General features: G+C 31.8%; 25 protein-coding genes. 1 reads left to right on the top strand and 24 read right to left on the bottom strand.

Features of this window, described 5'->3' with window-relative positions; genetic code table 11:
• Positions 1-140: 140 nt before the first annotated feature.
• The 22 genes from ACJG85_RS12655 to ACJG85_RS12550 all read right to left on the bottom strand — a co-directional run bounded on the left by ACJG85_RS12655 (position 141) and on the right by ACJG85_RS12550 (position 18,305).
• Positions 141-515 (bottom strand): DoxX family protein, encoded by a 375-nt coding sequence (locus ACJG85_RS12655; protein ID WP_412476580.1) that lies wholly within the window; start codon positions 513-515, stop codon positions 141-143.
• A 6-nt stretch (positions 516-521) separates the two neighbouring features.
• Positions 522-1,025: an SRPBCC family protein gene (locus tag ACJG85_RS12650; RefSeq protein ID WP_409679834.1), complete on the bottom strand. Its 504-nt coding sequence runs from the start codon at positions 1,023-1,025 to the stop codon at positions 522-524.
• Positions 1,015-1,341, bottom strand: coding sequence for an ArsR/SmtB family transcription factor (locus ACJG85_RS12645; protein WP_409679837.1), 327 nt, complete (start codon positions 1,339-1,341; stop codon positions 1,015-1,017). Before ACJG85_RS12645 ends, ACJG85_RS12650 begins: the two co-directional genes overlap by 11 nt.
• 269 nt (positions 1,342-1,610) lie before the next feature.
• Complete coding sequence (locus tag ACJG85_RS12640; protein ID WP_409679840.1) at positions 1,611-2,222, bottom strand: hypothetical protein; 612 nt, start codon at positions 2,220-2,222, stop codon at positions 1,611-1,613.
• A 144-nt stretch (positions 2,223-2,366) separates the two neighbouring features.
• On the bottom strand, positions 2,367-2,909 hold the full coding sequence (locus tag ACJG85_RS12635) for a hypothetical protein (protein WP_412464458.1): 543 nt from the start codon (positions 2,907-2,909) through the stop codon (positions 2,367-2,369).
• A 155-nt stretch (positions 2,910-3,064) separates the two neighbouring features.
• Positions 3,065-4,165, bottom strand: coding sequence for a ligand-binding sensor domain-containing protein (locus ACJG85_RS12630; RefSeq protein WP_412476579.1), 1,101 nt, complete (start codon positions 4,163-4,165; stop codon positions 3,065-3,067).
• A gap of 173 nt (positions 4,166-4,338) precedes the next feature.
• Positions 4,339-4,830, bottom strand: coding sequence for a hypothetical protein (locus ACJG85_RS12625; RefSeq protein ID WP_412476578.1), 492 nt, complete (start codon positions 4,828-4,830; stop codon positions 4,339-4,341).
• A gap of 152 nt (positions 4,831-4,982) precedes the next feature.
• Positions 4,983-5,759, bottom strand: a complete 777-nt coding sequence (locus tag ACJG85_RS12620; RefSeq protein WP_412476577.1) for a hypothetical protein — start codon at positions 5,757-5,759, stop codon at positions 4,983-4,985.
• Positions 5,760-5,904: 145 nt separating this feature from the next.
• Positions 5,905-6,420: a GNAT family N-acetyltransferase gene (locus tag ACJG85_RS12615; protein ID WP_412476576.1), complete on the bottom strand. Its 516-nt coding sequence runs from the start codon at positions 6,418-6,420 to the stop codon at positions 5,905-5,907.
• A 166-nt stretch (positions 6,421-6,586) separates the two neighbouring features.
• Complete coding sequence (locus ACJG85_RS12610; RefSeq protein WP_412464456.1) at positions 6,587-7,267, bottom strand: ABC transporter ATP-binding protein; 681 nt, start codon at positions 7,265-7,267, stop codon at positions 6,587-6,589.
• Entirely contained in the window at positions 7,264-8,181 is a 918-nt protein-coding gene (locus ACJG85_RS12605; protein ID WP_412476575.1) for an ABC transporter permease, read from the bottom strand. The genes ACJG85_RS12610 and ACJG85_RS12605 overlap by 4 nt, the downstream gene beginning before the upstream one ends.
• 463 nt (positions 8,182-8,644) lie before the next feature.
• Positions 8,645-9,376 (bottom strand): hypothetical protein, encoded by a 732-nt coding sequence (locus ACJG85_RS12600; RefSeq protein ID WP_412476574.1) that lies wholly within the window; start codon positions 9,374-9,376, stop codon positions 8,645-8,647.
• A gap of 106 nt (positions 9,377-9,482) precedes the next feature.
• Entirely contained in the window at positions 9,483-12,113 is a 2,631-nt protein-coding gene (locus ACJG85_RS12595) for a carboxypeptidase-like regulatory domain-containing protein (protein WP_412476573.1), read from the bottom strand.
• An 87-nt stretch (positions 12,114-12,200) separates the two neighbouring features.
• Positions 12,201-12,968 carry a GLPGLI family protein gene (locus tag ACJG85_RS12590; protein WP_412476572.1) on the bottom strand — a complete coding sequence of 256 codons (768 nt, stop codon included), beginning with the start codon at positions 12,966-12,968 and terminating at the stop codon, positions 12,201-12,203.
• Positions 12,969-13,024: 56 nt separating this feature from the next.
• Entirely contained in the window at positions 13,025-13,282 is a 258-nt protein-coding gene (locus ACJG85_RS12585; protein WP_412476571.1) for a hypothetical protein, read from the bottom strand.
• Between the two features lie 435 nt (positions 13,283-13,717).
• Positions 13,718-14,227: a hypothetical protein gene (locus tag ACJG85_RS12580; protein WP_412476570.1), complete on the bottom strand. Its 510-nt coding sequence runs from the start codon at positions 14,225-14,227 to the stop codon at positions 13,718-13,720.
• 76 nt (positions 14,228-14,303) lie between these two features.
• Positions 14,304-14,867: a Crp/Fnr family transcriptional regulator gene (locus ACJG85_RS12575; protein WP_412476569.1), complete on the bottom strand. Its 564-nt coding sequence runs from the start codon at positions 14,865-14,867 to the stop codon at positions 14,304-14,306.
• 72 nt (positions 14,868-14,939) lie between these two features.
• A complete protein-coding gene (locus tag ACJG85_RS12570) occupies positions 14,940-15,932 on the bottom strand; it encodes an IS30 family transposase (RefSeq protein ID WP_412476568.1) in 993 nt (330 codons plus the stop codon).
• A 229-nt stretch (positions 15,933-16,161) separates the two neighbouring features.
• The gene (locus ACJG85_RS12565; RefSeq protein ID WP_412476567.1) at positions 16,162-16,590 is read right to left on the bottom strand and encodes a hypothetical protein; all 429 of its coding nucleotides are present in this window, start codon (positions 16,588-16,590) and stop codon (positions 16,162-16,164) included.
• Between the two features lie 6 nt (positions 16,591-16,596).
• Entirely contained in the window at positions 16,597-17,094 is a 498-nt protein-coding gene (locus ACJG85_RS12560) for a toll/interleukin-1 receptor domain-containing protein (protein ID WP_412476566.1), read from the bottom strand.
• Positions 17,095-17,345: 251 nt separating this feature from the next.
• A complete protein-coding gene (locus ACJG85_RS12555; protein ID WP_412476565.1) occupies positions 17,346-17,813 on the bottom strand; it encodes a hypothetical protein in 468 nt (155 codons plus the stop codon).
• A 165-nt stretch (positions 17,814-17,978) separates the two neighbouring features.
• A complete protein-coding gene (locus ACJG85_RS12550) occupies positions 17,979-18,305 on the bottom strand; it encodes a hypothetical protein (protein WP_345086885.1) in 327 nt (108 codons plus the stop codon).
• Positions 18,306-18,615: 310 nt separating this feature from the next.
• On the opposite strand from ACJG85_RS12550, the gene ACJG85_RS12545 reads away from it, so the two are divergent.
• Positions 18,616-18,855, top strand: coding sequence for a hypothetical protein (locus ACJG85_RS12545; RefSeq protein ID WP_412476564.1), 240 nt, complete (start codon positions 18,616-18,618; stop codon positions 18,853-18,855).
• 234 nt (positions 18,856-19,089) lie between these two features.
• Here ACJG85_RS12545 and ACJG85_RS12540 read toward each other — a convergent pair whose 3' ends face one another.
• Entirely contained in the window at positions 19,090-19,410 is a 321-nt protein-coding gene (locus ACJG85_RS12540; RefSeq protein WP_412476563.1) for a low molecular weight protein tyrosine phosphatase family protein, read from the bottom strand.
• A 171-nt stretch (positions 19,411-19,581) separates the two neighbouring features.
• Entirely contained in the window at positions 19,582-20,265 is a 684-nt protein-coding gene (locus ACJG85_RS12535) for a DUF5677 domain-containing protein (RefSeq protein WP_412476562.1), read from the bottom strand.
• Positions 20,266-20,325: the final 60 nt, after the last annotated feature.

Here is a 20,325-nt window from a genome sequence, read left to right as displayed (position 1 = left end):
TTTCTCCGATAGTGGCAATTGCTTGCTATTCGCTAAGATAAAGTTTTTTGTGAAGAAAAGGTAAAGTTGATAAGGCAATCTGTTATAGCTGATGACCGCTGTTATGTGCGGCTTTTTTTAGCCGATTTTTTGTCTTAAAATTATGTTATTCGATTTATTTTTTTACCATAAGTATAAGAAACAATGAGTATTGCTAAAACAACCAATGGCATTATCAAATTGCCGATTTCTCTGTCAACTACGGCGTGACTAATAAAGGCAAACAATAAATTGAAAGTAAATCCTGCATAAGCCCATTCTCTTAGCATTTTAGGTGTTTTAGGATATACAATAGCGATTACACCAAATATTTTAGCTACAACTATTGCATAAGCAAAGTAGTCGGGATAACCCAAGGCTTTTGTGCCAACTGTAATATATTGTGGTGCTGCAATCCATGTTACCAAAGGCATTGCACCTTCCATGAGAGCAATAATAATGGTAGTTGCCCAAAATATAGTTTTATTCTTTTTCATGGTAAATTATGGTTTTAGTGATGATAATAAGGCATCCAATTGATTTAATCCCATTGTAAATCCTTCTTTAAAGCCCATTTGTATAACCATTTCCAAATCGGTTAAAGAACTATACTTTGCTGAAATGTTCACAAGGGTTTTATCCTTTTTTTCTGTGAAAACATTTGTCCATTCTGTTCTTGGCATTTCAGTGTTAGTTACTCCATTTTCATCACAAAAAGCATCAAAACCTATATAGCACTTTTGATGTTCAATTTTTAAATAGTCGTTTTTGCACCAATGTATTTCATTTTCAGGACTTATCATACAATATAGCCAAGTACCACCTTCTCTAAAATCCATCGATTTTGTTTTGTTTTGATAAGGTTTTGGTGCCCACCATTGGTCAAGCAATTCAGGTTTTGTCCAAGCGTCCCAAACTAATGATAAGTTTGCATTAAACTCACGTTTTACGTTAACAGTTTGTGCTTCTTTGTCGACTGTAAAGTCAAATAATAAATTACTGTTCATTTTTTTGTTCTTTAATTGTTGATAATAAATTGTCTAGTTGATTAAACTTGGTTTCCCAAATCTTGCGGAATTGTTCAAGCCATTTGTCTATTTCTTTCATTTTGTCAATTTCAAGTGAGTAGTAAATTTCTCTACCTTGATGTTCTTGTTTTATCAGTTCGCACTCTGTCAAAATCCGAAGATGTTTTGAAATTGCTTGTCTTGATGTGTCGAAGTGTTCGGCAATGGTGTTTGGTGTCATTGCTTGTGATGAAATTAAGACGATTATGGCGCGTCTCGTCGGGTCTGATACTGCTTGAAAGATGTCTCTACGCATTTGCTTTTTTTAAATGAAACCATTCGGTTGCAAATATATGTGCAACTTTTCGGTTTCGCAAATTTTTTTGGATTTTTTTGGATTGTTTAAACTTTGGCCAACCTATTTTAGGATGAGGGGTCTGTTAAGCTTGCAGGTAATATTTAGTGGCTATCAGTTTGTATCTTAACCAATGAACCGCATACTTTGAACTAACAAAAGGGTTTATGTAAAAATGGACTTGAAATAGAAAATAACAGGCGCTACTAACCACTGTTAACAGTCGTGTTTTATGAAATCCAGGTTTTATCGACTTTAACTATAACCCATTTATCATTTACTTTCCGGATATATACTGAGTAACCCAATCCGCACTTTCCTCCACATGAATAACTTACCTCTAAACTTCCGGATGTCTTTTCTGAGTTAAATTTTATATGTGAAAAAGACATTACTCCCGCAAATTTTGGATAGTTTGCTTTCCAGTTTTTGTATTCCAAATCTCTACCTCTTGGATGTTCACTCAAATGCTTGAAAGTGAATTTTGGAGTTTTGTATTGATTTAAATCTGTTTTCTCATTAATCAATCCTCCATTTTCTATCACAATAATAAGATTTAGAGTGTCTTTTTTCAATTTCGATCTTTTGACTTCACATTCTAAATCTCTCCGATGTTGACCAACAGAATCCAAACCAATCCATTTTCCTTTCTCATCATAAATTGGTTTTCCTTGTTCCGGAAAACAAGTGTAAAGTCGTTGGTCAATATAAGTTGAGTCAACAATTGCGATAAATAATTTATCAAACACATCTTGTTCAAATTCTTCGCTTGTGATTTTTCGATCACAGCCTAAGAAAGCTAATGTTGATAGAAATAATATGGTTTCTTTTATAAGTCTCAAAATATGTCTGCTAACGTTTCGTGGGAGTGGCAGTTGATTACTGTGTAGCGGCGTGCTGTATGCTAAGATAGAGTTTTTCGCGAAGAAAAAATGCGAATTTAACTAAGAAACCAAAATATCGGCTAACAGTTGTCCTGGGCAGTTTTAATGTTTTGGACTAACATAAGAAATTATTTTTCCATCTTCTGTAGCACCAACAAACCCAAAACCCCTCAAATAGTAAAAATGAAACTTTTTAGAATTTAATTCTCCTTCAATGACTAGTAAGTTTTCATAATTACAAAAGGGTGTTTTCAAATGCCCATTATATGAAATAATTTTATACTCACCCTTTCCATTTCCTTTTTTCCATACATGACCTTCAACAAATTTAGCGTTATATCTGATAGTTTCATTTCCACAACATTTTTCATACTCATAAACAATGCCATCAGCTTCCCTTAAATATCTTAATACTGTACCTGAATTTTCACTTTCTTGTTCAAATTCAATGTATGTTTTTCCATTAATTTCCTTGGTTGCATTTTTTCTTTCGAGGTAGAAAGTATCTCGCCAAATGACTTTTTTAAAATCAATTGTTAAAGGGAAGAAGGCATCATTTAATTTTTCAGTACAAAAATCTTCATTGGTTTGTGAAAAAGAAAAACTAAAAAAAAAAGAAAAAAGAATTAGGTGTATTTTTTGCATGATGTTATGTAAAATTGCCTACCATGTTTCGCCGCTAACCAACTGTTTCGAAGCCAGCGAACTGTATGCTAAGATAAAAGTTTTTCTTGAAGAATAGGGTGGAAGCCAATAAAAACCGGCAAGTGCAACTAACCGCTGTTGTGCTTTCGTATTTCTTAAAATTGCCTTTTAAAAGTCTTTCCGTTAAATTTATACACTTTTCCGTCTTCCATACCAAACCACAATTCTCCCTTATCATCTTCAAAAATGGATAAAGCATTGTCACTTGTAAGTCCATCTTTCTCTGTGTAATTAGTCATCTTTACACCATCATATTTCCAAATTCCCGCATCTCTGTCACCAAACCATATATTACCTTTACTGTCTTCAGCAATTGTAAAAACGTGTTCGAGAGTGCCGGGCATTGATTGATTGCCTTTTCTTCCACTTGTCGGGTGAATTAAGTTATGTTTTTCAGAAAAATTAATGATTGCATCGCCTTCTTTCAGTAATACGCCTATTCCATTATTACCAATCCAAAGTCTGCCTTTTGAGTCTTCGAGAATACTTCTTATATGAAGTGGTGCGATAGCTCTATCAAAACCTAAAGTTTCATCATTGATGATTGTAAAGTCACTCCCATTATAGCCAAAAACACCTGCGTAAGTGCCAAACCAAATCATATTATTTTTGCCTTTTGAAATACCCGTTACTGCAAATAAATTGTCGTAATTATTAAGGACTTTGTGGGGAGGAAATGCCAAATAATTTAATTTTTGTCCATCGTATCTGTAAACCCCTTCTTTGGTTCCGGCTTCAAACCAAAGGTCGTTTTCTGATTTCATCCATTTTCCTTGCAATGATTCATTGCTTTGAATTGGGAAATTATCTTGTGGTTTCTCTTTGCCTGATTTGGTGTAATTCATGATTTTTGCGCCATCATAACTACTCACTCCTTGTTGAGTATTAAACCAAATAACTCCTTCTTTGTCTTCTTGTATATTGTGAATTTGGTTGTCCGTCAATCCGTCAATGCTATTAAAGTAGGTGAATGAACTACCGTTGTAAACCGCTATTCCTTCTTGAAGACTTCCAAACCAATAATTTCCTTTACTGTCTTGAAAAATAGAACGAATTCCCGAAGTGAATTTTAAGGTGTCAGTTTTTGAAGTAGCTTTTAATGCAAACTTGTTAGTTTCTCCTTCTGTTGATTTCTTTTGAACGCAGGAAAAATTCAGTGTCAAAATAAGTAGTATATAATTCAATTTATTTTTCATTTCGGGTTTTTATAATATGATGCACAACGTTTTACGGCTTCGCGTCTGTTGCGATTTCGGCGAAAAGCGTACTATCTGCTAAGATAGTAGGTTTACGTGAAAAGTAGGGTGGAAGTCAAGAAAACCCAACATATCGACTAACGACTGTTAGTTGTTTTTGCGCTGTTAAGCATTTATTTTATAAGTTTCTGACCATCTTCAACGGCATTTTTATTTGAGTAAATGAATTCATGTTTAGCTTTTCCATTTTTCATTAACTCGTTTTTGTTTTCAATATCCATAAAAAAAAATTCCTTCCCAATTGTTGTGTAACTTCTGAAAGTAAACTCATTTTTGTAATTCACCTCTTTCTCTGCTTTGTTTAGGGTTTTGAGTTCTTTTTGAATGCTCTCAATATTTGTTTTCTCATTGGTTGAGAATTTGACTTCAATGATTTTTCCGTTTTCAGTAGTTATATTCATGTTGGAAACCATTCCGATATCATTTGAAAGTTTTATTAAGTTACAAAAGTATTCGTCTGGCATTGTATTTCTAAAGTCAGCAAATTTTTGGTGTGATGATAAATCTGATCCGATGTCAAATCCACCAAAACCTTTTATTTCTTTATTAGATTCTTGACACGAGATAAATGTCAACATAACAATTAACAAATAGATTTTTTTCATGATTTATATCTTTTTAGGATGATTTTTTGGCTATCCTACTGTTGCGAAGCCGGCGAACAGCATACTGTTTGCTAAAATAGGTTTTTTTCGTGAAAAATAGAATATAAGCCCAGAAAATCAGGACATAGCGGTTAACGGCTGTTGGCCGAAGTTTATGTTTTATAAAAGAAATATGCATCGGCAATCGTTGGTTGCCAATTCTCTTTTTTCAAATTCTTTAGTTTAAATTTTTTAAATATTTTTTTAGAACTTTCAATTTTCATTGTGAACTGATCTCTGTTGTTTTTGTTTTTCTCATTTAGTTCATATGAGATGCTATATTCGTTTTCGTTGGCAATTTTTTCAAAATACGACTTCAAGTATTCACTGATTTTTTTTGGACTTGAAAATTCTTCTGATTTTTTAAATTCGATTTCAAAACTTCCTTCATAGTCAAACTGCGGACCATAATCAAACAAAAATTTCGGATTACTTTTTTGAGCAACCAAATAATCATCATATTCTAATTTAGTTTTGAAAATTTTAATTTCATAAAAGTAACTGAAAGGGTTGGTTGTATTTAATGTAGCGATTTGAGATAAGTCGAATTTATAAGTATGGCCATCATGAGTCATGGCACTTTTTTGAGTTGGATTTATTGTCCATGAGCCTATTTCATTATAATTTTTGATGATAGTGAGTTTAAAGCAAGGACTTTCCATTGAATTAGGAACTTCATCTCCAAGTTTTATGTTTTTTTTAAATGTTTCAATTGAAACAGAATCTTCAATTATAAAATTGAATTTTTCAAATGTTTTTTTCGTGTCATATTGTGGATACCTTCCGATAATTTTAGTTTTTGAATTAACTTTTAAAGTATCGAATAATACTTTTTGACTAAATGCAGAACTTGTAGATAAGACGAAAATTAATAAAAATATTTTTTTCATGGAGTGTTATAAATTTCTGCAAACGTTTCATGGCTTTGCGTCTGTTGCAATGCCAGCGAACTGCGTAATCTTTGCTAAGGTAAAAGTTTTTACGTGAAAAATAGAGTAGGAGTCAAGAAAAACCAGCAATAGCTTATAGCTGCTGTTATGTGAAGGCTTGATTGTTTTCTATTCTATAAATTAAACCTTTATGCTGATGGAAATCAAATTCTCGTTCAAATTTTAAACCCAGCTTTTCCAAAACCTTTATCGATGCTACATTCTCTACCATTGCTCTTCCAACAACAGCTTTCAAATTCAGTTTTTCAAAACCGTATTTTAAACAAGCTTTAGCACTTTCTGTAGCAAAACCTCTGTTCCAATATTCTTCAAAGAATCTAAAACCAATATCGGTTTCGTCAATCTCTTTGACATATTTAAGTCCACACCAACCCAAAAACTCTAGGTTAGATTTATTGATCACAGCCCAACGCCCGAAACCATTATTTTCGTAGTCTTTGTAGTTTCTTAAAAAATGTTCTGCTTGCTCGATGCTCTCAAAAGCCTTATCTCCGGTATATTTTATAACATTTGGATTCAAATTCAATTCGAAGAAACTTTTAGCATCGTCAATATCTAATTCACGCAATATTAATCGATCCGTTTCTAAAATTTGTTTCATTTTTTGCAGGGTTTTAAAAAGCTATCACATAACGTTTTGTGGCTATCCGACTGTAGTGAAGCCAGCGAACAGCACACTTTCTGCTAAGATAAAATATTTTCGTGAAGAAATGAGTTGCATTCAAGAAAAACCAGCCATAGCGGCTAACAGCTGTTAGCAGCCGTTTTTATTTCAGTCCTAATTTTTCAATTTTGTTTTCTATTGTCATTTGTTTCATTTCTGTTTCTAATGCTTGAAAGTCTATTTTTTGAACAGATTTGATAAAACTTCCGTTGCTTATTAAATGTATTTCATCGCAAGTGTCGCTCAAAGTAGAGAAAATATGCGATGAAATAATAACTGTCTTGTCGAGTGCTTTTAGTTTATGAATAATTTCCGTGATAATGATGTTGCTTTGTATGTCCACTCCGTTAAATGGTTCGTCAAGTATAAAATAGTTGTTGTCTTGGAAAAGAATTGCTGTCAATGCCAATTTCTTTTTCATTCCTGTTGAATAAGTAGAAGCATATTGATTTAGAGGTAAGTCAAAAATGTTTCTGTCGTCAATGTCGGAAATTTTTATGTTCCTTGCATTGCATAGCAACTGAATATATTCTTTGCCAGTAATTTTATGGAAAAAGAAAGGTTCTGTCAGCAACAAGCCAAGATGATTTTTAATTGGGTTAGGGTTTGCACTAATTTCGCCTTCGTAATCTTCTAAATCTGCTATACACCTGAAAAAAGTTGTTTTTCCTGCACCATTTTCGCCAACAATGCCATATACTTTTCCTTTATCAAATTGTATATTGATGTTTTTAAGAACTTCATTTGTCCCATATTTCTTTGATAAATTTCTGACTGTAATCATTTCAATAAGCTATTAAGACGGGATTCAGATTTTTTGAAAAGGTAAGGAATTAGAACAATAAGTATAGGTGGAAACCAAATACAAAGCGCTAAAAGAATACCTTGTGTAATGTTCATTTCGTCAGGATACGCAGAGTATTTACTAACGATTACGCTGATTAGAAACGCCCAGCCAACTAAAAAGAAAAGTGATAGTATGCCGATATTTTGAGTATAGAAAATTGCGATTGCTACTGCGATTGGCAATGCAAGCGAAGTTGAAAAAAGTATGGCTGTTTTAATTTTACCATACAAAAACTCTTTGGCATTCACGTTGTAAGTCCATACGTAATATTCATTTTCTGGTTTTGAGTAATAACTTAATGTGGTCGCAAACACAAGCAACATTGCAAATACTCCAAGGTTGAAGTTGTTTACAGAAATGGCAATAGCTGTCAATGAGTATGCCGCAAAAAACAAGTAAAACGTGTTTCTAAATCCGGTGGTAAATTCAAAAGGTCTTTTTGAAAATGGTGTCCAAATAGTAAAGTTTAATGTTGTGCGAAAATGCATAAGGGCTAAAATTGTCGCCAAAACAAACAATAGAAGTGCAGAAAGAAAGAGTTGTTTGTAAAGCAGAAAAATTAGAAATGGCAATGAGCAGATAAGATTTTCTGTTACTCTTATCTTTTTCAGTTTTGTGTCGCCAAAACAAAATTTTAAAAATTCTGTTCTTCGGGTTTCTGAAAGTTTTCCGATGAGTGTCAGAGCCGAAAGCATAAAAATATATTCAGCAAATTCTGTTTTGCCAAATAAGTAAATTGAAAGTCCAACAAACCCAACTGTCAAAACGAGATATGCCAGTAATGGTTCAAATCCGGTGTCTTTAAACCTGCGGTTTGTCATTCTGTATTGAAGTTCAAAATATTCTTTCATTTTACTTTTTACGGTGTCGTCCAAAAATGGCTGCTAACGTTTCGCAGCTATCAGTCTGTTGCGACGCCAACGAACTGCGTACCGTCTGCTAAGATAATAGTTTTACGTGAAAAATAGGTGTGAAGCCAAGAAAATCCGGTAATAGCGGTTAACGGCTGTTATATGATGCCCGCTTTTCTTTCTTGTTCCGCTTCTGTTTTTCCATCCTGCTATATTTCTGTTTCGGCTTTCTTTAAATGCAAGTCTGAATGGCATAAATATAAATCGGACAGCTATAAATATAAATCAGACAGCAATAAACATAAACGGAGTTTGAATAAATATAAATATGACAAGCATAAATATAGATGCGAAACGCATTTATATAACTGTGAAGCAGATGTATATTATTGCGTTAGCAATATATATAAATAGGGTAGGTAGTTTTATGTTTCGGCTTGTCATATTTATATTTTAAGTTTTGTTATCTCCTTTTCTTGGTAAATTCTATTCCTTTTACTTGTGCAAATTGTTGACTTGTTGCTCCAAAAACTGATTTGATATATTTCTTTACTTCGGTGGCGATGTCAAATAATCCTGTGTCTGTTCCGTAGATTATTGTATCTCGTGCAATTCTTGAATTGCTTAAGTTAGTGTATGCTGTGGCAACTGCGCTATTTTTAGCGGTTAGGTCGGCTTGTTTTGCTGTTAGTGTTACGATTTTCAAATCGTTTTCGTTTGGAGCATAACTTGGTTCAGTTTGTAAAACTGAAATAATACCCGCAAAATGCTGAATTTGTTGGTCGTAAGATTGCTGACTTGTTGAAATTGTGTTTGGTGCTGGTTCGCTTGGGTCGGTTGGTGTTTCAACTGCTTTCGCTCTGACACCTTGCATTTTCTTATTGAATGCTTTTGCATCGGCAATTTTTTGAGAAGTTGCATCGGTTGTTTGAAATGCGTTTATCAATCTTGTTGATAACGATTTTAAATCTTTGAATGCATGAATTCGCTCATTAACTTTGTTGTTGTAAGCGGTGTTTTTTGTAACAACATCGGCTAAACTACCTTGTGATGCTGTGTACAAAGCATTAAGTTGTGGCAACTTTAGTGCGTTTTTGGTTGGGTTGTACGTTGCTCCATATCCAGTTACGAATGAAATTAAATCTTGAAAATTTGCAACATTTTTTGCGTGTCCTGTTTCTGATGTAGATGCCATAATATTAAAGTTTTTTGATCGAATTATTTATTTTATTTGAATATAGGTAAGCTTTAAAATAAAACAAAAGAGCTTAATAATTTTTAAGCATTTTATTTTAATATCACTACAGTGCAAACGTAATTTTAAACATTGTTTGCCTTGGTCGTAAATTAAAATTGGTTTCGATATAACTATAGCCGCTAATACTTACTGTTTTAAAATTTGTTGTGTTGAATAAATTATTGATTTGAAATTCAAAATCAATTTTTCGCTTTTTAATTGTATATCTGTATATTAAATCGGTAAATAGGTTTTCTGAACGTTCAGTAAATAAATTGTTGTTGATGTATTCAGACTTTATGGAAAAAAATTGATTTTTATTAAAGTCAAAATTTAAGTTCATTGAATGATTTTGTTGAATAATTGTTGGATTTAATTTCTCTTGGATTTTGTTTTTTGAGAGTAACCAATTGGATTGATATTCTAAATTAAACCATTCAAAAACATCAATATCTATTTTATTTCCAAAACTCCAGTTTACGTTTTTAATTGTAGTATCATTAAAATTCAATATTTGTTGAAATTCAGTTAAACTATAACTGCCATTCAGGATAACATTTGTTTTTAATTTGCTGAAATATTTGTTAATACGTGCCGAAACAGATTGATTTAATCTTGTATTCTTTTCTTCAATGGCTTTTATTACGGTTGAACCATTAGTTAAAACTTGTGTGTCATATAACAAGTTATTATCGCTTTTTGAGTTGGTGTAAATAAAAGTAAAAAACAAAGCTTTGAGAGGGTCTCTAAAATTAACGCCAAAAGATTTATTTTGATTTATTATTTGTGGTAAAGGTGCATTAATACTTTGGATGCTTCTATAATTTTGTAAAATGTAAGCATAATACAATTGATTAATTGTACCAAATTGATTATTGATACTTACAGTGGAATTAATTTTCCAATAGGTATTTAAATCGTAAATAAGTGACAATCTTGGCTCAAATGTGGTTCTATTGAGACTTTCCTTTTCTTGTAAAGGATTATCATTTATTGTATAAGATTGAATATTTACAGGTGTTGTCAAATCTAAACGCCATTTATTTTTTTGATATTGTGTATGGAGTTCAAAATAGATTTTTGAGCGCATCCAATCTAAATTATTTGAAAAGTCATTACTCAAAATTGTATTTTCTGAAGTGGTAATCTGGCTTTTCAAGGTTTGATTTTCCAATTGAAAACCAATTTTTGGTTCAAATGTAAATTGATTATAACCTTTAATAAAACTAAATGTATTGTTAGTATAAAAAGTTTTTAAATCAACCCTCTGAGTCACTTCTTGATACAGAATGTTGTTGTTTAAAATTGCTTCAAATTGTCCAGGATTTACTTTTAATGTTTGTGGTGTTTTATTAAAACCTGCATATGAATTTAAAGTAAGTAATTGTTTACCAATGGGAAAAATTGATTTATGACTATTTGATATTTTTAAAAAGTCGTTTGTGAGATTTTGTGAAATATTTTGATTTTCTATATAAATTAAGCCACGTTGGCTATCCCAACTACCTTCAAAATCTAGGCTGTTTTTGAAATAATTTTTATTTGCATTTCTTTGTAAAGTAATGTTGGTTTGTAATGCATTAGAAAAAAATAGATTGTTCTTTTCTTCAAGAAGGTTTATTGTGTTGGTAGGTGTAATGAATTGAGTATTTGTATACCCATTTTGCTGCTGATAGTCATTTAAACAGGAAACGTTTAATCTTAGTTCATAATCTTTTTTTAGTTTTTGTAAATGGTTAAAAGTAAGTAAGTGAATATTATTATCTAACCATCGTTTTTCAGAAAAATCAGGACTTGATAATTGTTGAATGGACAACCAATTTGACTTTTCATTACTACTCTCAAATTGGTTCAATAAATCGTCAATAGTTAAAGATTTAAGTTGTAGCACAACATTAATACCAGTATTATTGGCTTGATAGGATGCAAGCATTTGTTGTTTTTTTGTAAAAAGCATTGGTGTTATATTGGTTTCCCATATTAACGGAGAAAATCCTGCACCTAGCTTGGCATGTCCTGTAAATGTATATGATTTTTTTAATTTAATATTTAAAGCCGCATCTTCTGAAAATCTCAAACTGTCTAGCATCTTTATGGGTTGATGATTTTCTAAAATCTGCACTTGGGTTACAGCATTATAAGGTAAATTTTCGTTGGCTAGATTGTACTTGCCTTCCAATAAATCTAACCCTTCAATATAATATTTATTGATAGGTTTACCTTGGTATAAAATTTTTCCGTCTGATAAGATTTCTATTCCGGGCATTCTTTTTAGTACGTCAGAAATGCTTCGATCTTGTTCTTTAGCAAATGAATTTACAGAGTATTTTATAGTGTCACCTTTTTGAGTAATTGGCTGTGTCTTTATAACAACTTCTTTTAATTCGAACACTTTATTATTTAATCTAAAATCTTTTTTTTGGCTCTCATTTTTTAAAGTTTCATTGATTGTTTCAAAATCTATGGAACTAACTTGAATGTCAATTTCATTTTGAGATTCGGAGAAAGTAACACTATAATTACCGTTCTCATCAGAGATTGAATAAGCTATAATGTCTTCTGTAGATTTGTAATTTATTAAAACACTTGCATTTGGAATCGGATTTCCTTTGAGGTCTGATATTTTTCCCTTAATAGTCGTTTGAGAGTTTACTGTGTTTGTTATTAAAATAAATAGAATTAAATTTTTTATCATTAGTTTTTTACGCTTGTTTAGTTTTATCATAACAACAGATGCAGTTGTTATATGCAATTTTAAAAACTATATTTTGGTGTTTTGAATTTATTCTTGTGGATATTTAATATCTATGAGTATTTGACCTCTATACCTTTTTTTTATTACATTAAACCATTTCTTTCTTTCTTCAGCATTATCAAATAGAACAGAGCCATCATCAGATGTTAAAATTTTAAACCTGTTTTTATAATATTTCTCTTTTGTAATAAGTTTATAGTCTTTTGCTTTGGGTAGGTTATATTTTTCTTTCTTTTTTTTATAATTCTCTAAAGTAAAATTTAACTTTTTTTCAGAGTCGTAAAGGCTAACTATTAGTCCAGGTAAACCTTTGAACTTGTAAGGACCATAATTTAGGGGTATTTCGATGGAAAACCAAGCATACCAGATTCTACCATAAGCATTGCATCGAGCTAATTGAGCGTTAACCTTTCCTACTTTCTTTTTCTCTTTTAGAATTTCCCAATTAAGTTTGTCATTTTCCACATATCGATATTTGAAATCTTTAATATCTTCGAAAACATCCATCTGATTATTGTTGTTACAAACAATTTCAGGAAATTCTGAGCCATACTGCATATAATCGTTTGGATTAGTTTCTTTTAATGAGTTCAAGGAATAAATGGTAGTACTTAAAAAAGCTGATTTATTATTTTTACTTTCAACTAATAAAATGAATTGTTCCGTATCAGATGATTTATCATTTCTTGTAAATTTTAAATCATAAAAACAAACATAGTCGGTGTTTATGGTTTGAGCAGTGGCTTCTATAATAAAAAGTAATGCTATTAAAATTTCAAAATGTTTTTTTTGCATAATTTATAAAGTTTAAGAAGGCTATCTAAGTTCATAGATAGCCTTAAATTTGGTAATTAGGTATTAACTGTTATTGTCACCTTTTTTGGGTAAACACCACAGTGCATTAAATTATACGTTGCTACAGCATCCGTAATTTGTTGTAATGTAGCATTATCAGCCATATTAATTGTTCCAATTACTCCGCAAGTTGTGGTAACATTCCAAACTCTGGCATTCATAGTTACGCTAACCAATAGAATTGCTGCTAAAAATATTTTTTTCATTCTTTTATTAGTATTTTGCTTGAATCTTTGCAAGAGCTTCTGACTCATTAAGGCAGTCAAAGATTTTCTGCATTGTTTTCCATATGGAGTTCTGCCCGTGAACTATAAAGTTCTCATAAAAACCATATTATTTTTTTAAATATTCGCGACTATTTTCAAAACAATACAATTTTAATTTTACATAAAATTATAAGAATATTTTTGCGAAAATAATAGAAGCAACTTTAAAAAAAAAGAAAATAATTATTTTTTAAGGTATTTTTTATGTTATACCAAATAAAATCGTTAAAAGGTAAAAAAAATCGTTAAATAGCACTTTTTTAAGAAGTGAGTGTTTTTTTCGCCGTGGTTTAGCCCACGGGTATCATATAACGTTTCGCGGCTATCCGACTGTAGCGAAGCCATCGAACGGCGTACTATCTGCTAAGATAATAGTTTTACGTGAAAAATAGGAGTGAAGCGAAGAAAAGCCAGCAAGTGCTACTAATCGCTGTTAGCGGTAGTTGTTTTCTCCGCACCAAGGTTTTGCCTTATCAAATATGCTTTGAAAGTAAAATACAATGAACTTCCTACAAGGTAAAGTCTGATAGCGTTTCCAATAAGCCAAATTACCGATAATGTGTAAATTTCACTTTTGTATTTTTCAATGTCACCAAAAAAAAGTTTCAAATTCAGTTGGGTAACAATTAATGCTGTCAATGCAATGGACAACAACCCAAAAATGCTTGCTTTTTTAAGGTACGCTTTTTCTTTTGAGTTGGCTGCTTTGAAATACAAATAGCAAACTACAAATACTGCTATTTGTGTAAAAGGTACGTAGTAAAAAATCTGATTCGTAACTGTAAAATAACCTTGCCAATTTTTTAGTGCTTGATATGACTCTGTAAGTTGGTTAGGTGCTAAAACTATTTCTTCGTAAAGGTTTCCGAAAAACCAATGAGCCAAGAAAAATAGTGAAAAGCCTAAAAGACGATTGAATGTTTTTATTTGCATTATTGTAAATATTTAAATTTAATGCAAAGGTCAATAATATTAAAGTTGTCAAACTTGCCAATTGGCAATTAATGAATTACCTGATGCTTTTTCTCAGCCTGCTCAATGATGTCTGTGTGATGCCTAAATATGAAGCGAGTTGTTTTAGCGGAACTCTTTGCAAAAGGTCTGATTGTTTCATCATATTCAAATAACGTTCTTCTGCTGTCATTGTCTGATAACTTAATATTCCATTAATAACCTTCAAAAAAGCATCTTCCCAAATTTGTCTACCGAACTGTTGCCAAAATGGAAACTCTTTGTACAATTTTTCCATTTGAGTTTTGTCAATTGAAAGCAAAATTGTGTCTTCAATGGCTTCAATATTGAATTGAGTCGGGTGTCCTGATTTGAGACTATTGAGTTCAGTGAAGAAATCACTTTGAAAAGCTAACCAACCTGTTATTTGTCTATCGTCTTTGTCAAAATAAATGCGAAGTCCGCCAGATTTAATAAAATAGTAAGAGGTTACAACTTGTCCATTCTTTATGAGGAACTTCCCCTTTTTAATATTCCGTTCTTGAAAATGTGAAAGGACATTTTGTAATTCGTTTTCTGAAATGTTGATTTGTGATTTTATAAAGTCGCCTAAGTCTGTCATATATTTTTTATCACTAAGTGGGTCTTTAGGGGTTTCAAGTTTCTAGCGCAACGCTAGTTGATTCAAATATAGTTATAATTTTTCTAAAATAATTTTATCAAAAACTTCTTTAGGTGTTTGATAGTCGAGTACCTTTCTGGGTCTTTCATTGAGCTCATTTTGGACGCTTTTAAGGCGTTTTTTGGTTACAGTTGACAAATCGGTTCCTTTAGGGAAATAATCTCTTAAAAGTCCGTTTGTATTTTCGTTAGTTGGTCTTTCCCAAGGTGAATAAGGATGAGTAAAATAGACTTGGACTTTGGTGTTTTTAGTGAATAATTTATGTTGGGCCATTTCGGTTCCGTTGTCATAAGTTAGCGACTTTTTCATCAGTTTCGGAAGTTGTTTAAATTCCTTTTCAAATGCTTTACGAACAGACTTAGCATCTCTATTTTTAAGATGTACTAAGATGACAGCTCTGGTAGATCTTTCTACTAAAGTACCTATGGCTGATTCGCGGTTTTTACCTAGAATTAAATCACCTTCCCAGTGTCCCGGAATCTCTCTTCCGAGTACATTTTCCGGGCGTTCATCGATTCTGACAGGGTCTTTGATAGTTGTTCTTTTGTCGGTTCCACGACGTGTATTTCCTCTTTGTTTTCTTTTCTGTCTGAGTTCAGAAATGAGCATCTCTTTGAGCTCTTTTTTGGAGTGCAGATAGATGTAAAGATAGATTGTTTCGTGAGAAGCTTGCATAGTTTTATCGTTAGGGAATAGCCGTTTTAAACTTACTGATATTTGGTCAGGTGACCAAAACATTGCGAGTTTTTGATGAACGAATTTTTGCAGTTTTGGATTGAAAAGAATCTTGCTTTTACCAAGTCTTCGGTCTATAGACCTAGCGTAAGATTTTAAGTTAGCATAATAAGCTTGGTATTGCTTTTTAGGGTACTTTTTGACTTCTCGGATAATAGAACTTTTATGTCTTCCAAGTTTAAGTGCAATGGCAGAATAGGATAGATTAAGTGCTAATAATTTTTCAATCTCAATACGTTCTTGGAGTGTAATTCGGTTGTAGTTTTTCATAATAACGAACTTATAAATTTCTTTAAAAGTTGCGTTAGATTATTGAACCGGCGCATAAATGGCTCCTAACGTTTCGCGGCTATCAGTCTGTAGCGAAGCCAACGAACTGCGTACTGTCTGCTAAGATAGAATTTTTACGTGGAAAAAATGGCACAACTCAAGAAAAACCAGCTATAGCTGATAACCGCTGTTATAGGCAGGCTATTATTCAATTTTTGCAACTTTGTGTTTATTGAAAAGCATTATAAATAGTAATGATAATTAAAATAATTGCTGTAAAACCATAAAATACTGCTAACGTATTTGAACGCATTATTTTAAAGATTCCATCTACATTTTCTTCAAATTTTTTATAATCTAAAGAGTATAAATTTTCATTTGAACTTTGTCTATTTTCAATAACCCATTTGTATAGTTGTCTGTAGCATTTTTCTTTATGAAGGAAAAAAGCATCTAAGTACCAAAATGAAAAAAGAGGTAATAATAAAACTAATGAAAAATAAGTTAGGTCATTAGTAACTAAAGTGTCTTTTGTTAAGGCTAAGACGGCTACAATTATTGAAATCATCCAACCTTTGAGAAGAAAAGAGTTGTTTGCCATTCGATTAATTACATTTTGTATTAAATCGATTTCTTTATGAAGTATTTCTTTTTCCATAATTTGTTATTGTTTTAACCAAACACTTAATTCGGTAATGTAAAAATCATCAGGGTTTTCAACGTAATAACCTGACTTAAAATAATGTCCTTTGTAATTTGTAAAAGCATTTCTATAGCTTATTTTAGGATAAATTCGTAGGTATTCATTTCCTTTATATTGATAATCAGATTCTCCAACTTCTTTGATAGGTAAAATTGCCAAGTTGCTTTTATATTTATGTGTGTCACCAAAACCTAATTCCCAATTGCACCAATAAGAAGAAATAGCATCTTCAGTTGCTAATAAAATAAACTTTTTACAATATTTTATTACTTCTTTTATACGTTTCGCTGTTTCTCCTGAAGTTTCTTTTGGCATTTTATTGTCCATACTGTCTATATAGACTTTTGCTCCATAATCTTTTAAGAGTCCCATTACACCTTTTAACTCTTCTAAATCGCTATGTTTGTGAGAAAGAAAAACAGTATTTGAGTTTGTATATGGTTTGTTATGACTAAACATCTTAACCTCATTTAATGAATCTGTTATGAACGATTCATTAATGTTTTTCGATTGAAAATGTCCTCTTTCAAATATCATTTTTTCTGAGTTTCGTGGTTAGCTTGCCTATAACGTTTCGCGGCTAGTTGCATTTGCGAAGCCAACGAACTGCGTACTGTCTGCTAAAATAAAAGTTTTTACGTGAAAAAAGAAGTACAACTCAAGAAAAACCAGCAAGTGCTACTAACCGCTGTTACCGGCTGTGCATATTTTTATGGTCTTCCTTTTTTCGGAAATTCAGGTTTCCAAGGCGGAATGATCACATGTTTTTGAATTTTTAATAATGTTGTATTTGATTTCAATTCCACATTTACAAAGTAAGATTGCGGACCTGTGTTTAAAGTGTCAACAGATATAGCAAAAATATGATTTAGTGATTTTTCAGTAGTGAATAATCTAATTTTGTGTTGATTACTCTCTTCATTTATGTATTGGAATTTAGCGGTTATATTTTTTCTATTTACTGGAATTACAATTGTTTTTGACCAATGATTAACAACAATTTCTGGAGCATAATCTATAAAGCTTGCTAAAGTATCTGGATAGTTTTTTTTCCCGTCTAGGACAATTTCTTTTGCTTTCCAAGTTCCTTCTAAATTTATACCTTTCGGCTTGTAAAAAGCGAAGAATAGAAAGAATACTATGAAAATACAGACTAGTGTTCTGTTAAGCCATTTCATTATTAAGCTCTTTTTTGTTGGCATAGCCGGTAACGTTTCGCTGCTAGCCGACTGTGGCGATTCCAGCGAACTGCGTACTGTCTGCTAAGATAAACTTTTTACGTGAAAAAATAAGTACAACTTAAGAAAAACCAGCCATAGCGGCTAACAGCTGTTAGCAGTAGTTCAATTTTTTTCCATCATTTTGTCAACTTTGTCATCATACCATTTTATGAATTTTGGTATTTTTTTCTGCAAAATAGCTCCTAAAATTGCAACAAGAACATACGATAAACGAATATATTTTTCATTAAAGTATACATTCCCAAAAAATAAAATGCAAAAAGGAACTGATATTATTAGAGCAATATTGTCAAATATTTTTGGATTTATTGTTTTCGATTTCAGTAAAGACTTTAAAATTAGAAGTGTAATAATCAAACCTAAAAAATACAAAGAATAATTAGACATTCTATTGTCGTCTTTCATTAATGATAAAATTCTGTCTATCATGCTTTAGTTTCTTTTTGGGATGAATTACTGCTAACGTTTTGCCGCTTCTCGTCAGTTGCGAATTGCGGGACTGCGTACATTCTGCTAAGATAAAAATTATTGCGGAAACCGAACTTGAGCTTACCGTAAATTTCGCAATTGCGAGAAACGGCTGTTATAAGCAGGCTTTTTCAGTTAGATTCAAAATAATCACTGAACCCAAAGATAATCACAAAAACTTACAAATAGTTCTTACATTTGCTAATTAATTTACAGAAACTATTATGTTGTCTTTATTTAAAAAATAATGGGATATGATGTATAAATAAATATGGAAGAAACAACTATAAATTTAATTAAAATGTTAATCTTGTTTGCTGTTTTATATAAAGTAACAGATTACCTTTATAAAAAACCTATAAAAGAACCGGTTGATAAAAGTGACAAACTTACAGTAACATTAAGAAAAACTGCTGATTATAAATTAAAATTGGCAAGAATATCTTTCACGATTGGATTTTTTTTTACTCTTTTACTAATCGTTTGTAAATTAATTTATTCAAGTTTCTAAGTCAAGAATACTTGTTTTAAAGTAAACTTGTAATTTTTGGGATTGTCAAATCTCCACTCTTTATTTTCTCGTGATCTCAAAAGCTTGCTTATAACGTTTCGCGGCTAGTGGCTTTTTGCGAAGCCAGCGAACTGCGTACTTTCAGCTAAGATAAAATATTTACGTGAAAAACCAACGTGAAACCACGAAAATCCAGCAATGGCTACTAACCGCTGTTACCGGCTGGTGTGATTATTACGTATAACTTGAAACCGCAACTTTGATTTCTTCAATCAATTCGGTGTCCATGAATTTATAAATGTCTGGAATTTCTAAAACAATAATTTTAGCGTCTTTTGTTTCTTCAGGAAAGTTCAGAATCAACTTTTCTTTGTGATGTTTTTCCATAACAAAAATCAAATCAGCCCAAATTATATGTTTTGCATTGACTTTTATTCTTGCCGAATTTTCTGTTCCGGCTGATTTTACGTTAAACTCAGCACTGTTTTTATAGATTTCTTCGGCGGTTAAACTTCGCCATCTATTTCTGCTACAAATAAACAATAGATTTTTCAATGAGTTTCTGAATTTCTTTCTGCGTAAACTTGGTTAACACTTGCCGGTAACGTTTCGCCGCTAACCGACTATTGCGAAGCCAGCGAACTGCGTACTTTCAGCTAAGATAATAGTTTTACGTGAAAAAAGTACGTGAAACCACGAAAATCAAGCAATAGCGGTTAACGGCTGTTAGGCGCTGGTTTTTTCATCTAGATATTCGGAAATCAGTTTTGTAGTACAACTTGCGTAGTGTTGTCCTTGTAAAGAGAAAATATTTTTAAATAACGGATTGTCATATTCCTCTTTAAAACTATTCATTATCCAAGAAGACGGATGAACATATTTTGAATATAGTTTAAAAAATGCTTTATATTCAAGCTCATTATTTGTTTGTTTCGCTAAATAATTAACATTCCAATTTTTGGATGGAGTAAGCTCATTCGCTTTCATGATTGCATTAATGTGCTCCATTCGCTTTCGAATAAAATTTATGCTCATTTCAGAGGTATTTTTACTCTCTTTGGCTATGGATAAGAAGCCTTCATTGATTTCTAATTCCTCATGTGCTTTTTGGCTTACAAATTCTTTACCCTTAGATGGATCACCGATAATGTAAGCGGCAAGTAAATAGCATTCGAAAAGATTTCGAGCCGAAATAGCAGTATATTCAATTGGTGAATTTTTACTTGAAATCAAACGTTCAAAAAGCACTCCAGAATAGTTTGCAATGGCTCTCAACGAAAATAGGGTATAGTCAAATTCTTGTTTCTGAACTGCTTTTGAAACCTTTTCTTCTAAAATAGAAATTAATAGGCGTAGATTTTTATTTACGTCTCGTGTAGAACCAAGAATTTCTTTATCTCCAAATTTCATCGTATCTCTAACAAACTTGCGCCTAACGTTTCGCGGCTATCAGTCTGTAGCGAAGCCAAC

The organism is Flavobacterium mekongense, from assembly GCF_047038255.1.
Classification (GTDB): domain Bacteria; phylum Bacteroidota; class Bacteroidia; order Flavobacteriales; family Flavobacteriaceae; genus Flavobacterium; species Flavobacterium mekongense.
Note: the sequence above shows the minus strand (reverse complement) of the source record. Positions and strands in the feature narration are given on the sequence as shown.

What these genes read in the sequence shown, in the direction of transcription:
- ACJG85_RS12655 (WP_412476580.1), bottom strand. Translation starts at nt 515, where the DNA reads ATGAAAAAGAATAAAACTATATTTTGGGCAACTACCATTATTATTGCT.
- ACJG85_RS12650 (WP_409679834.1), bottom strand. Translation starts at nt 1,025, where the DNA reads ATGAACAGTAATTTATTATTTGACTTTACAGTCGACAAAGAAGCACAA.
- ACJG85_RS12645 (WP_409679837.1), bottom strand. Translation starts at nt 1,341, where the DNA reads ATGCGTAGAGACATCTTTCAAGCAGTATCAGACCCGACGAGACGCGCC.
- ACJG85_RS12635 (WP_412464458.1), bottom strand. Translation starts at nt 2,909, where the DNA reads ATGCAAAAAATACACCTAATTCTTTTTTCTTTTTTTTTTAGTTTTTCT.
- ACJG85_RS12630 (WP_412476579.1), bottom strand. Translation starts at nt 4,165, where the DNA reads ATGAAAAATAAATTGAATTATATACTACTTATTTTGACACTGAATTTT.
- ACJG85_RS12625 (WP_412476578.1), bottom strand. Translation starts at nt 4,830, where the DNA reads ATGAAAAAAATCTATTTGTTAATTGTTATGTTGACATTTATCTCGTGT.
- ACJG85_RS12620 (WP_412476577.1), bottom strand. Translation starts at nt 5,759, where the DNA reads ATGAAAAAAATATTTTTATTAATTTTCGTCTTATCTACAAGTTCTGCA.
- ACJG85_RS12615 (WP_412476576.1), bottom strand. Translation starts at nt 6,420, where the DNA reads ATGAAACAAATTTTAGAAACGGATCGATTAATATTGCGTGAATTAGAT.
- ACJG85_RS12610 (WP_412464456.1), bottom strand. Translation starts at nt 7,267, where the DNA reads ATGATTACAGTCAGAAATTTATCAAAGAAATATGGGACAAATGAAGTT.
- ACJG85_RS12605 (WP_412476575.1), bottom strand. Translation starts at nt 8,181, where the DNA reads ATGAAAGAATATTTTGAACTTCAATACAGAATGACAAACCGCAGGTTT.
- ACJG85_RS12600 (WP_412476574.1), bottom strand. Translation starts at nt 9,376, where the DNA reads ATGGCATCTACATCAGAAACAGGACACGCAAAAAATGTTGCAAATTTT.
- ACJG85_RS12595 (WP_412476573.1), bottom strand. Translation starts at nt 12,113, where the DNA reads ATGATAAAAAATTTAATTCTATTTATTTTAATAACAAACACAGTAAAC.
- ACJG85_RS12590 (WP_412476572.1), bottom strand. Translation starts at nt 12,968, where the DNA reads ATGCAAAAAAAACATTTTGAAATTTTAATAGCATTACTTTTTATTATA.
- ACJG85_RS12585 (WP_412476571.1), bottom strand. Translation starts at nt 13,282, where the DNA reads ATGAGTCAGAAGCTCTTGCAAAGATTCAAGCAAAATACTAATAAAAGA.
- ACJG85_RS12580 (WP_412476570.1), bottom strand. Translation starts at nt 14,227, where the DNA reads ATGCAAATAAAAACATTCAATCGTCTTTTAGGCTTTTCACTATTTTTC.
- ACJG85_RS12575 (WP_412476569.1), bottom strand. Translation starts at nt 14,867, where the DNA reads ATGACAGACTTAGGCGACTTTATAAAATCACAAATCAACATTTCAGAA.
- ACJG85_RS12570 (WP_412476568.1), bottom strand. Translation starts at nt 15,932, where the DNA reads ATGAAAAACTACAACCGAATTACACTCCAAGAACGTATTGAGATTGAA.
- ACJG85_RS12565 (WP_412476567.1), bottom strand. Translation starts at nt 16,590, where the DNA reads ATGGAAAAAGAAATACTTCATAAAGAAATCGATTTAATACAAAATGTA.
- ACJG85_RS12560 (WP_412476566.1), bottom strand. Translation starts at nt 17,094, where the DNA reads ATGTTTAGTCATAACAAACCATATACAAACTCAAATACTGTTTTTCTT.
- ACJG85_RS12555 (WP_412476565.1), bottom strand. Translation starts at nt 17,813, where the DNA reads ATGAAATGGCTTAACAGAACACTAGTCTGTATTTTCATAGTATTCTTT.
- ACJG85_RS12550 (WP_345086885.1), bottom strand. Translation starts at nt 18,305, where the DNA reads ATGATAGACAGAATTTTATCATTAATGAAAGACGACAATAGAATGTCT.
- ACJG85_RS12545 (WP_412476564.1), top strand. Translation starts at nt 18,616, where the DNA reads ATGGAAGAAACAACTATAAATTTAATTAAAATGTTAATCTTGTTTGCT.
- ACJG85_RS12535 (WP_412476562.1), bottom strand. Translation starts at nt 20,265, where the DNA reads ATGAAATTTGGAGATAAAGAAATTCTTGGTTCTACACGAGACGTAAAT.